The organism is Halomonas sp. IOP_31 (assembly GCF_021151495.1).
Taxonomy (GTDB): Bacteria; Pseudomonadota; Gammaproteobacteria; order Pseudomonadales; family Halomonadaceae; genus Modicisalibacter; species Modicisalibacter zincidurans.
Window position 1 is genome coordinate 49,754 of sequence record NZ_JAIRBP010000012.1, and the last position, 12,538, is coordinate 62,291.

Annotated in this window: 12 protein-coding genes; 8 read left to right on the plus strand and 4 right to left on the minus strand. The window is 65.0% G+C overall.

What is annotated here, in order from left to right; translation table 11 throughout:
* Positions 1-82: 82 nt before the first annotated feature.
* Positions 83-1,537 (minus strand): M48 family metalloprotease, encoded by a 1,455-nt coding sequence (locus tag K7I12_RS08410; protein ID WP_231663872.1) that lies wholly within the window; start codon positions 1,535-1,537, stop codon positions 83-85.
* 107 nt (positions 1,538-1,644) lie between these two features.
* On the opposite strand from K7I12_RS08410, the gene K7I12_RS08415 reads away from it, so the two are divergent.
* Together K7I12_RS08415 and K7I12_RS08420 are read left to right on the plus strand one after the other, a co-directional pair.
* Positions 1,645-1,890 carry a sulfurtransferase TusA family protein gene (locus K7I12_RS08415; protein ID WP_231663873.1) on the plus strand — a complete coding sequence of 82 codons (246 nt, stop codon included), beginning with the start codon at positions 1,645-1,647 and terminating at the stop codon, positions 1,888-1,890.
* Complete coding sequence (locus K7I12_RS08420; RefSeq protein WP_231663874.1) at positions 1,887-2,984, plus strand: AI-2E family transporter; 1,098 nt, start codon at positions 1,887-1,889, stop codon at positions 2,982-2,984. The genes K7I12_RS08415 and K7I12_RS08420 overlap by 4 nt, the downstream gene beginning before the upstream one ends.
* On the opposite strand, the gene K7I12_RS08425 is transcribed toward K7I12_RS08420, so the two are convergent.
* Complete coding sequence (locus K7I12_RS08425) at positions 2,975-3,463, minus strand: peroxiredoxin (RefSeq protein WP_031383234.1); 489 nt, start codon at positions 3,461-3,463, stop codon at positions 2,975-2,977. The genes K7I12_RS08420 and K7I12_RS08425 overlap by 10 nt on opposite strands.
* A 211-nt stretch (positions 3,464-3,674) precedes the next feature.
* Here K7I12_RS08425 and dapA point away from each other — a divergent pair, with 211 nt between their 5' ends.
* The 4 genes from dapA to purC all read left to right on the plus strand — a co-directional run bounded on the left by dapA (position 3,675) and on the right by purC (position 7,136).
* Positions 3,675-4,559, plus strand: a complete 885-nt coding sequence (gene dapA, locus K7I12_RS08430) for a 4-hydroxy-tetrahydrodipicolinate synthase (protein WP_031383235.1) — start codon at positions 3,675-3,677, stop codon at positions 4,557-4,559.
* Between the two features lie 37 nt (positions 4,560-4,596).
* Positions 4,597-5,547 carry an outer membrane protein assembly factor BamC gene (locus tag K7I12_RS08435; protein ID WP_231663875.1) on the plus strand — a complete coding sequence of 317 codons (951 nt, stop codon included), beginning with the start codon at positions 4,597-4,599 and terminating at the stop codon, positions 5,545-5,547.
* Positions 5,547-6,356 (plus strand): MBL fold metallo-hydrolase, encoded by an 810-nt coding sequence (locus K7I12_RS08440; RefSeq protein ID WP_231663876.1) that lies wholly within the window; start codon positions 5,547-5,549, stop codon positions 6,354-6,356. The genes K7I12_RS08435 and K7I12_RS08440 overlap by 1 nt, the downstream gene beginning before the upstream one ends.
* A 66-nt stretch (positions 6,357-6,422) precedes the next feature.
* Positions 6,423-7,136 carry a phosphoribosylaminoimidazolesuccinocarboxamide synthase gene (purC, locus tag K7I12_RS08445; RefSeq protein WP_231663877.1) on the plus strand — a complete coding sequence of 238 codons (714 nt, stop codon included), beginning with the start codon at positions 6,423-6,425 and terminating at the stop codon, positions 7,134-7,136.
* Positions 7,137-7,155: 19 nt separating this feature from the next.
* Here the strand turns inward: purC and tsaA are convergent, their stop codons facing one another.
* On the minus strand, positions 7,156-7,902 hold the full coding sequence (gene tsaA / locus K7I12_RS08450) for a tRNA (N6-threonylcarbamoyladenosine(37)-N6)-methyltransferase TrmO (RefSeq protein WP_031383239.1): 747 nt from the start codon (positions 7,900-7,902) through the stop codon (positions 7,156-7,158).
* A 66-nt stretch (positions 7,903-7,968) separates the two neighbouring features.
* Positions 7,969-8,823 carry a carboxylating nicotinate-nucleotide diphosphorylase gene (nadC, locus tag K7I12_RS08455; protein WP_031383240.1) on the minus strand — a complete coding sequence of 285 codons (855 nt, stop codon included), beginning with the start codon at positions 8,821-8,823 and terminating at the stop codon, positions 7,969-7,971.
* Between the two features lie 76 nt (positions 8,824-8,899).
* Between nadC and ampD the strand changes: the two genes are divergently transcribed.
* Positions 8,900-9,460, plus strand: coding sequence for a 1,6-anhydro-N-acetylmuramyl-L-alanine amidase AmpD (gene ampD, locus K7I12_RS08460; protein ID WP_031383241.1), 561 nt, complete (start codon positions 8,900-8,902; stop codon positions 9,458-9,460).
* A 306-nt stretch (positions 9,461-9,766) separates the two neighbouring features.
* Positions 9,767-12,454 (plus strand): pyruvate dehydrogenase (acetyl-transferring), homodimeric type, encoded by a 2,688-nt coding sequence (aceE, locus tag K7I12_RS08465; protein WP_231663878.1) that lies wholly within the window; start codon positions 9,767-9,769, stop codon positions 12,452-12,454.
* Positions 12,455-12,538: the final 84 nt, after the last annotated feature.

Sequence of the window (12,538 nt, forward strand, 5' to 3'; positions counted from 1 at the left end):
TATTTTAAACCAGTGTCCTGATTTCGGGGTCCACTATACTTTTGTGGGAGGGGCTCTAGCCCCGAAGGCGGCTGCCCCGTAGCTAGAACTGCTGCAGGGCATCGCGATAGCCGAGGTACTCCTTGCGGCGTTCCTGCAGGCGGCTGGCCATGCCGAAATCATCCTCGCGCTTGGCGTTGTCCTCGGCGATATCGAGCTGCTTGATGGCGCGCTCGACATGCCCGGTCAGTTGCAACGTCTCGGCGCGGGCCAGCAGCCCCCAGGTCTTGTGGCCGCTGCGTCCGGCGGCCTCGGCGAGCAGGTCGTAGACGCGCGGATTCTCCGGCTGCTGGCGGCTCAGTTCGCGCAGTGCGGCGAAGGCTTCGTCAGGGGCACGCTGCAGCAGCACACGGGCGCGCACCAGCTGCGCCGGCAGATAGTCGGGGGTCAGTCGCAGGATGCGCTCGCTGCGGGTCAGGGCACTGTCGTAGCGGCTGGCGTCGAGGGCGATCTGCGCGGCGCTGGCGGGAATCAGGGTCAGGTCGGGCCACTTTTCTGCCAGGCTGTCGAGCTGGGCGAGGGCGGCATCGACGCGGTTGCCCTGCGCGGCGATCAGCGCCTCGAGATAGTCGATCGCCGCCTGGGGCGGGTCGTCCTGGCGTAGCTCGGTCATCGCCTGGGCCGGATTGTCGCCGTTGAGGCCGAGCAGCGCACGGGCGCGGATCATTGCGTAGGATGGGTCGTCGGCGTCACGAGACGCCGCTCGCGAGGCCTGGAACTGATCGGCACGCGCCTGGGTATCGCTGATACGCGATTCGGTGACCGGGTGAGTAAGTAGAAATTCCGGCGGGTTGCCGCCCTGCAGACTGGTCAGGCGCTGCATGGCACGGAACATCGCCGGCATCGCCTCGGGGTCGAAGCCGGCCTCGGCCATCGCTTCGAGACCGACACGGTCGGCTTCCTGCTCGAAGCGCCGCGAGTAAGCCAACTGGTCCTGAATGAAGGCGGCCTGCGAGCCCATCATTGCGGCCACCCCGGCATTGCCGGCACCACCGGCGGCGAGCACCATGGCGGCGAGCATCGCCGCCATGGTCGGTAGCTGGGTCTCCTCGGCGCGCTCCATGCGTCGCGCGTAGTGGCGCTGCGACAGATGGCCGAGTTCGTGGGCGAGCACCGAGGCAAAGGCGTCCTCGGTATTGGCGAAGGCGAACAGGCCTTGGTTGACGCCGATCACCCCGCCCGGCACGGCGAAGGCGTTGAGCATTCGGCTGTCGACCAGGGTGACCGTCCAGTCGAGGTCGCCGACATTGCTGTAGGGCAGCAGCCGGGCAATCAGCGATTCGGCGTAGGTGTCGGCGATCGGGTCCTGCCAGGTCTGGGTCTGGGCGCGGAACTGGCGCAGCCAGGCGCGCCCCAGCCGGTATTCCTCGCCGCCCGAGACGCTGCCCCCGCCGCTGCCCAGCGCGGGCAACGGGTCGCCGCCGCCGGCCTGAGCGATCGGTAGCGGGGTGAAGGCCAGCAGTCCTGCCAGCAGCCCTGACTTCACGACACTCGGCATCGTCTTCCTCGTCTTCCTCGTCGTCTTCAAGCGTTTATGTCTGACATTGATTCACCCGGCAAAGTGCCTTTAAATCGAGGCGGTTTTTCATTCTTCCGGGAGGTGGCATGGCCCTGCAACCCACTGATCGACTCGATGCGCGTGGCCTGGCCTGTCCGCTGCCGTTGCTCAAGGCCAAGCAGGCGTTGGCGCACCTGGCGGTGGGCGACATCCTGCATGTGGTGGCGAGCGATCCCGGGTCATGGCGTGACTTCGAGACCTTCGTCGCGCACAGCGACCACGAACTGCTGGAGCGCGACACGCGCGATTCAGAATATCACTACTGGCTACGCAAGGGCGGTACCCGAGCATGACCATGAAGGCGGTCTTCAAGACCTGGTTCGAACGCTACTTCTCCGACGAGGAAGCGGTCGTGCTGTTGCTGGTGCTGGTGCTGGGCTTCGCCGCGGTGTTCTGGTTGGGCAAGATGCTGGCGCCGTTCTTTACCGCGCTGGTACTGGCTTTCCTGTTGCAGGGGGTGGTCGGCTGGCTCGAACGCCGCGGCCTGCCACGACTGCTGTCGGTGCTGCTGGTGTTCCTGGCGTTCGTCGGTGCGCTGCTGGCGCTGGCGCTGATCGTGCTGCCGCTGGTGTGGAATCAGTTGCTCGAGCTGGTCCAGGAAAGCCCGCGGATGTTCGACAGCGTTCGGGGGTGGCTCGATGAGATGCAGGCGCGCTACCCGACAGTGATCACTCCGGCGCAGATCGACGACTGGATCGCCACCGCCGGCCGCGAGGCGACCCAGCTCGGCCAGCGTGCGCTGACCTTTTCACTGGCCTCGCTGGGCAACCTGCTGGGATTGATCATCTACCTGGTGCTGGTGCCGATCCTGGTGTTCTTCCTGCTCAAGGATCGTGAGCCGCTGATCCGCTTCATGCTTTCATTGCTGCCACAGAAGCGCACCCTGATGACGCGCATCTGGTACGAGATGGACGATCAGATTGCCAACTACATCCGCGGCAAGGCGATCGAGATCGCCATTGTCGGTGGGGCGGCGTACATCACCTTCTGGCTCTTCGGGCTGCCCTATGCGGCGCTGCTGGGGCTGATGGTCGGGTTGTCGGTGCTGGTGCCCTACATCGGCGCGGCGGTGGCAACGCTCCCGGTGGCCGCGGTGTCCGGTTTTCACTTCGGGCTGAGCGATCAGTTTTTCTACGTGATCATCGCCTACGGCGTGCTGCAGGCACTCGATGGCAACGTGCTGGTGCCAGTGCTGTTCTCCGAGGCGGTCAACCTGCATCCGGTGTCGATCATCCTTGCGGTGCTGTTCTTCGGCGGCATCTGGGGCTTCTGGGGGGTGTTCTTCGCGATTCCGCTGGCGACCCTGCTCAAGGCGCTGGCGCGCGCCTGGCCGCGCAGCGTCGCGCAGCGCGACCAGCGGTTGCACCAGGTCGATCTTCAGGACTGAACGCTACCTTGGGCATGCAGCTCGCGGGCCGCATCGAGCACCTCGGCGACGTGGCCCGGCACCTTGACCTTGCGCCATTCGCGGGCCAGGTTGCCGTCGGCATCGATCAGGAAAGTGCTGCGCTCGATGCCCAGATGCTCCTTGCCATAGAGCTTCTTGAGCTTGATGACGTCGAACTGCCGGCACAGTGCCTCGTCCTTGTCGGAAATCAACTCGAAGTTGAAGTCCTGCTTGGCCTTGAAATTCTCGTGGGCGCGCAGGCCGTCCCGCGAGACGCCCAGAATCAGCGTGTTGGCCGCCTCGAAAGCGGCCTTGCGGTCGCGGAAATCGCCACCTTCGGTGGTGCAGCCCGGCGTGCTGTCCTTGGGATAGAAATAGATCACCACCTGCCTGCCGCGCAGTTGCGAGAGGGTCACGGTGGTATCGCCGGTGGCCTGGGCGGTGAAATCCGCGACCGGCTGACCGAGGCTGATGCTCATGGCTGGACTCCTGGAATGAATGACGTCAGCGATTACACGCAAGCGCGGCAGCGCTGTAAAGTCTAAACGCCATCATCGGGCCGCGAGCATCTGTACAGGCTTTCGTCGCCTGAGTACCATTTGGTGCCTGGACCGAGCACCGATTACGTGGTTTATCGGCGGGTGGGTCGTCCTTGACCGACTCGGCCGCTTCACAGGAGAACATCGCAGGATGATCACAGGCAGCATCGTCGCGCTGGCGACCCCGATGAAAACATCCGGTGAGATCGACTGGGAGGCGCTGCGCCGCCTGGTGGGCTTCCATCTCGACAACGGCACCGATGCCATCGTCGCCGCCGGCACCACCGGCGAGCCGACCACCATGTCCTTCGCCGAACACTTCGACGTCATCCGCACCGTGGTCGAGGAAGTGCGCGGGCGCATCCCGGTGATTGCCGGCACCGGTGCCAACGCGACCTCCGAGGCCGTCGAACTGGCGCGCTACGCCAAGGACGTCGGCGCCGATTATTGCCTGTCGGTGTGCCCCTATTACAACAAGCCGACCCAGGAAGGCCTGTTCCAGCACTTCAAGGCGGTCGCCGAGGGCGGCGACCTGCCGGTGATCCTCTACAACGTGCCGGGGCGCACTTGTTCGGATCTGTACAACGAGACGGTCTTCCGGCTGGCCGAGGTCGACAACATCGTCGGTCTCAAGGATGCCACCGGCAATCTCGAGCGCGCCGAAGAACTGGTCGAGCGGCTGCGCGATACCGGTTTCGCGCTGTATTCCGGCGACGATCCCACGGCCTGCGAGTTTATGCTGATGGGCGGCCACGGCGACATCTCGGTGACCGCCAACGTCGCGCCGCACGCCATGCACGAGCTGTGCCGTGCCGCGCTGGCCGGCGACACCGAGCTGGCCCACCAGCTCAATACACGGTTGATGCCGCTGCATACCGCGCTGGGCGTCGAGGCCAATCCGATTCCGGTGAAGTGGGGCCTCAATCGCATGGGCTATGCCGATTCCGGGATACGCCTGCCGTTGACCTGGCTGTCCGAGAAATACCACTCCACCGTCGGCGAGGCCCTGCAACTGGCCGGTGTGCTGGACGACTGAGGCCATTCCTGGCCCGCACCCACAAGAAGGTAGAAGCATGAATCCCGTCTTCACATGGATGCCGCTGATCGTGGCCGCCGCCGTTGCTCTGAGCGGTTGCAGCCGCGACGGCTACTATTACGATCGCAGCGACGAGTACCAGACCGCCGAGATGAGCCAGCCGCTGGATCTGCCCGATGCGCGGCGTTCCAGCCGCTATCAGAACGCCATGCCGGTGCCGGATGCCAGGAACGACTTCAGCGCCGAAGGCGATTTCGAAGTGCCGCGCCCGCAGCCGCTGGCTGGCACCCGCGAAGCGGATCTGCCCTATGTCGAACTGCGCGAGGCGGGCGACGACCGCTGGCTGCTGGTCAATGCCTCGCCGGGCAGCGTATGGCCGCAATTGCAGGGTTTTGTCGAAAGCCGCGGGCTGACGGCGTCCACTCTGGATGCATCCCAAGGCCGGATCGCCACCGAAGAGGCCGATTTCCAGGTCCGTCAGGGGCTGCGTAGCGGGACCAGCGAAGTGCGCTGCACCCCGCCAGCTGCTGCGGGCGGGCAATGCCTGACGGCGCTGAAGGACTATCTCGACAGCCGCAGCGAGCAGGCCGGCGGCGTCTCGCTGGCCGCCCAGAGCCTGTCCCAGGAGCAGCGGATCCGTCTGCTCAAGCGCGATGACCGCTGGCAGTTGCAATTGGCGCTGGGCATCGACCGCGCCTGGTCGGAGCTGCAATACCAGTTATCCAACAATTTCACCGGCGAGGGCCGCAAGCTGGTCGACCAGAATCGCAGCGCCGGCGATTTCCTTGTCGACTACACGCCGCGCGAGGAGGACGGCGGCTGGTTCGACTGGTTCGGCGGCGATGCCGAACCGCGCCGTTATCGCTTGCATGTCGCCTCGGCGGGCGCCGGCGAGAGCCTGGTGACGGTTGCCACGGCCGACGGCGAGAGACTGAGTGACAGCGAGGCCCGTGCAGTGCTCGACGCCCTGGCTTCGACCCTGCGCTGATGGCCGAGCGGGAGTCGCAAGCGGCCCGCCTGCCCGGCGAGCGGGCACTGAGCTTCGCCTCGCTGGGCAGCGGCAGCAAGGGCAACGCCACGCTGGTCAGCGATGGTGAGACCCACGTGCTGGTCGATTGCGGCTTCGGCCTGCGCGAGACCGAGAAGCGTCTGGCGCGTTACGGCCTGCATCCGCGTCAACTGGCCGCGGTGCTGGTCACCCATGAGCACGGCGATCACATCAGCGGCGTCGGCGCGCTGGCGCGGCGCCACGGCCTGCCGGTCTACCTGACTGCCGGCACATTGCTGTCGCGGCGTCTTGGCGAGGTGGCGCAACATCGCTTGATCGTGCCCCAGGTACGCTTCGCCATCGCCGGACTCGAGATCGACCCGATAACCGTGCCGCACGACGCCCGCGAGCCGGTGCAGTTTCGCTTTCATGCGCGCCAGCGCACACTCGGTGTACTCACCGATCTGGGCCACCCCAGCGAGCACGTGATCGCCGGTTTCCAGCGCTGCGACGCATTGCTGCTGGAGTGCAATCACGACCCACGAATGCTCGTCGACGGGCCCTATCCGCCACGCCTCAAACGGCGCGTCGGCGGCAACTGGGGGCATCTGGCCAACGCTCAGGCGCGCACGCTGCTCACGCGTATCGGTCTGGATCGCCTGCAGCGCATCGTCTGCTCGCATCTTTCGGAGCACAACAACCGCCCGGAGCTTGCCCGCGAGGCCCTGGCGGCGCTGCTCGACGGCGATGAATCGCGGCTGGTGGTGTCCGCCCAGGACCGCGGTGTCGACTGGCAGGTCATCGCATGAACGTGGCGCAGGATCATGCTCAGGCGGGCGACGACTCCTTCAATGACGCTTTCAGAGAAATTCCTCATGGAAAAACGTGATGTGCTGTATGCCGGCAAGGCCAAATCCGTCTACCGTACCGACGATCCCCAACGCCTGATCCTGCATTTTCGTGACGACACCAGTGCCTTCGACGGCGAGCGCGTGGAGTCGCTGGTCCGCAAGGGCATGGTCAACAACAAGTTCAACGCCTTCATCATGGGCAAGCTCGAGGCCGCGGGCATTCCGACCCACTTCGACGGCCTGGTGTCGGAGACCGAATGCGTGGTCAAGAAGCTCGAGATGATCCCGGTCGAGTGCGTGGTGCGCAACCTGGCCGGCGGCGGCCTGGTGAAGCGCCTGGGGGTCGAGGAGGGGCGTGAACTCACCCCGCCGACCTTCGAGCTGTTCCTCAAGAACGACGCCCAGCACGACCCGATGATCAACGAATCGCTGGCCGAGACCTTCGGCTGGGCGAGTCGCGAGCAGCTGGCGCGCATGAAGACGCTGACCTTTCAGGTCAACGACGTGCTCAAGCCGCTGTTCCTCGACGGCGGCCTGCTGCTGGTCGACTACAAGCTCGAGTTCGGGATGTTCAACGGCGAGATTGTGCTCGGCGACGAGTTCTCGCCCGACGGCTGCCGGCTGTGGGACGCCAAGACCCGCGAGAAGATGGACAAGGACCGTTTTCGTCAGGGGCTCGGCGGGGTGATCGAGGCCTACGAGGAAGTCGGCCGGCGCATCGGTATCGAGTTCGATTGACGCCTACGCCGGCGTACGGTCACGACCGGGCGCCGGCCAGCGGCACGATCTCCATCACCTCCATTACGATGCCGCCCGCGCCATCATCGTGGGCGCGGAAGCGCACGTCCACATCTCTCAGCGCCACGCCGTAGCGACGCGCGTCGCGGCCGCCCCGGTAGGCCGGGCGCGGGTCCTGGGCGAGCACCTGCTCGATCAGCCGGCGTAGCGAGTCGCCGTCGTCGCGGCTGGCCAGCTGGGCCTCGGCGGCGGTACTGAAGGTCACCTGGCGACGGGGCGGCGGCGCGGGGGCGAAGCCGGCTTCCGCAGCGGGGCGCGACTCGGCCCACGGCAGGTAGGGCTTGATGTCGAGCACCGGCGTGCCGTCGACCAGGTCGTGGCCGCGCAGATGCAAGCGGACGCCGTTGCCGATCTCGATCTTCTCGAGTTCGACCAGTGACAGCCCCAGGCGATTGGGGCGGTGAGTGCTGCGAGTGGCGAACACCCCGAGCCTGGCGTTGCCGCCCAGGCGCGGCGGACGCACCAGCGGCGTCCAGCGCTCGGGGCTGCGGTGAAAGACGAAGGTCAGCCAGAGATGACTGACGCCTTCGAGACCGCGTACCGCCAGCGATTCGTCGAAGGGCGGCAGCAGTTCAAGCACCGCGCGTGCTTCATCGGCCAGGCCGGGCTGGCGGGGGATGCCGAACTTGTCGGGATAATCGCTGGCGATGCGACCGATGGCCTGCATCGTGAATCGGTCGCCGGGGTCAGAGTCGATGTCGTGCATCGGCTCATTATGCCGGCGAGGCGCGCGCCCGGCGAGACAACACACGGCGAGTGATTTGCAGATCAATCAGCGAGTCTCGACGTGATCGATGCGCATCGACAGATCGATTGCCTTGATGTCCTTGGTCAGTGCGCCGATCGAGATGCAATCGACACCGGTGGCGGCGATCGACTCAAGCGTGGTTTCGCTGACGTTGCCCGAGGCTTCCAGGGTCGCCTTGCCGGCGTTCAGCCGTACCGCTTCGCGCAGGTCGTCGAGCGAGAAGTTGTCGAGCATCACCACGTCGGCATGTGCCTCGAGCGCCTGGGCCAGTTCATCGAGGTTCTCGACCTCGACCTCGACCGAAAGGTCGCGGGCGATGTCGCGCGCCTCGTGCACGGCGGCCGCGATGCTGCCGCAGGCGGCGATATGGTTTTCCTTGATCAAAAAGGCATCGTAGAGGCCGATGCGGTGATTGTAGCAACCGCCACAGGTCACGGCATATTTCTGGGCCAGACGCAGCCCGGGCAGCGTCTTGCGAGTATCGAGCAGCCGCACGCCGGTGTCGGCGACGCGATCGGCGTAGTAGCGGGCGCGGGTGGCGGTGGCCGACAGCGTCTGCAGCAGATTGAGCGCCGGGCGTTCGCCGGTCAGCAGGCTGCGCGCGGGCCCCTGCAACTCGAGGAAGCACTGGTCGGCTTGCAGGGCGTCGCCATCGGCGGCGTGCCAGATCAGCTCGACGCGATGGTCGAGGCGCCGGAACAGCTCGTCGACCCAGGCCACGCCGCACAGCACCGCGTTTTCTCGGGTGATCACCCGGGCGGATGCCCACTGACGCTCGGGAATCAGCTGGGCGGTGATATCGCCGGGACCGACGTCTTCGGCCAGCAGCCGGGCGGCGCTGATGCGGATCTCCTCGGCGAGGGCCTCGTAGTAGTGCATGGCTTTCCCTGCTCGTTGGTGTGCGACAATGCGCCCATTATAGAGAATGCCGGGCACTTGCGGCAGGGGAGGAAACGTGCAGATTACCCGGGGGTGGTTGGCCGAGGCGCGTCGCGTCGCCTCGCCCAACTGCAACGAGCGTCCGCAGGGCGAGATATCGGCGCTGGTGATTCACGCCATCAGCCTGCCGCCGGGCGAGTTCGGCAGCGATGCGATCGAGCGGTTGTTCACCAATCGCCTCGATGGCGCGGCGCATGGCTACTTCCGGACGCTCGAGGGACTGCGCGTCTCGGCCCACCTGTTGATTCGCCGCGACGGGGAGCTGGTGCAGTTCGTGCCCTTCGAGCGGCGCGCCTGGCATGCCGGGCGCTCGCGCTGGTTCGACGGTGAACGCGAACGCGTCGAGCTCAACGACTTCAGTATCGGCATCGAGCTCGAAGGCGACGACGTCCAGCCCTATCGCGACGCCCAGTACCGGGCACTGGCCCGGGTGGTGGCGAGCCTGCTGGACAACTACCCGCAGTTGACCGCGCAGCGCATTACCGGCCATGCGCGAATCGCCCCGTTGCGCAAGAGCGATCCCGGGCCGTGTTTCGATTGGGCCTATTTTCGTCAGCGTTTGGCCGCCAAACGCTGAATTTGTAGCTAGGCTACACTCAACGGCCGAGCGGTAGAGCCTCATCGGCAAGTAGCTAATGTTGCTATGCAATATACAATTATGGAAAATATTTCCAGGCTTTCACCAATTGGCAGACAGGGACGTTTGCGGTATCTTCGAGCCGGTATTTGTGACGATCGCATGTCTGTTTGTAAAGCGATTACAAACCCTGTTTGACGGAGACACGGCCCCCAGAAAGGTCGGCTCGCACTGAAGAGCGCCCAATGTCGCCACCTGTCGTGTGGAGGCAGACTGACACCTTATCTTCATTCGGAGACACGTCTTATGAGTCTGGAGGCAAGAGAAGATATCGATCCGACCGAAACCTCGGAATGGGTTGATTCCCTGGTATCGGTCGTCGATCGGGAAGGCGAGGAGCGTGCTCAGTATCTGTTGAGTCGTCTGGCCGACCGGCTGCGCCGCGATGGCAGGGTCCCGCCGTTCTCTGTGACCACGCCCCATCGCAATACCATTCCGGTTCATCGCGAGGCGAAGATCCCCGGCGACATGTTCATCGAGCGCAAGCTGCGTTCGGCAATTCGCTGGAACGCCATGGCCCAGGTTCTGCGTGCCAACAAGAAGCACAAGGGATTGGGCGGCCACCTTGCCAGCTATCAATCCTGCGCAACGCTCTACGAAGTCGGTTTCAATCACTTCTTCCGTGCCGACGACGGCGAGCACAAGGGCGATCTCATCTACATCCAGGGTCATGTGACGCCGGGTATCTATGCGCGTTCCTTCCTCGAGGGCCGGCTCACCGAAGAGCAGATGGACGGTTTTCGTCAGGAGGCCGACGGCGAGGGGCTGCCCTCCTACCCGCACCCCTACCTGATGCCCGACTACTGGCAGTTCCCCACCGTTTCCATGGGGCTGGGGCCGATCCAGGCGATCTACCAAGCGCACGTCATGAAGTACATGGACTCGCGGGAGCTGACCGACATGCGCGATCGCAAGGTCTGGGCGTTCCTCGGCGACGGCGAGTGCGACGAGCCGGAATCGCTGGGTGCGCTGCACCTGGCGAGCCGCGAGCAGCTGGGCAACCTGATCTTCGTGATCAACTGCAACCTGCAGCGTCTCGACGGCCCGGTACGCGGCAACTCGCGGATCATGGACGAGCTCGAGGGCGTGTTCCGCGGTGCCGGCTGGAATGTCATCAAGGTGGTCTGGGGCGGTCTGTGGGACCCGCTGCTCGAGCGCGACAAGCACGACATGCTGCAAAAGCGCATGGACGAGGCGGTCGACGGCGAATACCAGAACTACAAGGCCAACGGCGGCGCCTACACCCGCGAGCACTTCTTCGGCAAGTACGAAGAAACCCGCAAGCTGGTCGAGGACTACTCCGACGAGGACATCTTCCGCCTCAATCGCGGTGGCCACGATCCGCAGAAGGTCTACGCGGCCTACCATGAGGCGGTCAACAACGCCGGCGATCGCCCCACGGTGATTCTTGCGCACACCGTCAAGGGCTACGGCATGGGCGGCGGCAGCGGCGAGGCCGACATGGAAGCCCACCAGATCAAGTCGATGGAAGACGACGCCCTCAAGGCGTTCCGTGATCGCTTCGGTATCCCTGTCTCCGACAAGCAGCTCGAGAACGGCGAAATCCCCTACTACAAGCCCGAGGACGACAGTCCGGAGATGAAGTACCTGCATCTCCAGCGCGAGAAGCTCGGCGGCTTCCTGCCCAAGCGGCGCACCGATTACGAGGCCCTCGAGATCCCGGGGCTGGACGACAAGATGTTCGCCACCCAGACCAAGGGCTCGGGCGATCGCGAAGTCTCGACCACCATGTCGTTCGTGCGGGTGCTCAACGGGCTGGTCAAGCACAAGCAGCTGGGCTCGCGGGTGGTGCCGATCATCCCCGACGAGGCGCGCACCTTCGGCATGGAGGGCATGTTCCGCCAGTTGGGCATCTACGCCTCGGGCGGGCAGAAGTACGATCCGGTCGATGCCGGCCAGATCATGTACTACCGCGAGGACAAGAAGGGCCAGATCCTCGAGGAGGGCATCACCGAGGCCGGTTCGATGTCCGCCTGGCTGGCCGCGGCGACCGCCTACGCCAACCATGACCTGACGCTGATCCCGTTCTTCATCTACTACTCGATGTTCGGCTATCAGCGCATCGGCGACCTGGTCTGGGCCGCCGGCGACCTGCAGGCGCGCGGCTTCATGATCGGCGGTACCGCCGGGCGCACCACCATCAACGGTGAAGGCCTGCAGCACCAGGACGGCCATAGCCACATCCTGATGTCGACCGTGCCGACCTGCCGTTCCTACGACCCCTGCTACGGTCACGAGGTCGCGGTGATCCTGCAGGACGGCATGAAGCGAATGTTCCAGGACCGTGAGAACTGCTTCTACTATCTGACGGTGATGAACGAGAACTACTCGCACCCCGAGATGCCGGAAGGCTGCGAGGAGGGCATCGTGCGCGGCATGTATCTGCTGCACGAAGGCGATGCGGGCAAGAAGAAAGCGCCGCGTGTGCAGCTGCTGGGCAGCGGTACCATCCTGCGCGAGGTCGAGGCCGCTGCCGAGATGCTGGCCGACGAGCATGGCGTCGTCGCCGACGTGTGGAGCGTGACCAGCTTCAACGAGCTGCGTCGCGAAGCCCTCGACTACGATCGCTACCAGTTCCTGTCGGCGGACGACGAGCGCGAAAAGCCCTGGGTCATGCAGCAGCTCGAAGGCCGCGAAGGCCCGGTGATCGCCTCGACCGATTACATGCGGCTCTATGCCGACCAGATCCGCGCCTGGGTGCCCAGCGATTTTCATGTGCTGGGCACCGATGGTTACGGCCGTTCGGACACGCGTGAGGCACTGCGGCGTTTCTTCGAGGTGGACCGCTACTACGTCACCGTAGCCGCGCTGCGCGCGTTGGCCGAGCGTGGCGAAGTCGACCGCAAGGTCGTCGCGGATGCCATGAACAAGTACGGCATCGATCCGAACAAGCCGAACCCGGTGAACTCCTGAGGCGCCTGCGAACGGCTGATCAGGTGACAGGCGAGCTATGCTGCAAAGACATGCCAGCGTAACCCGCCTGCCCTGCACGATTTG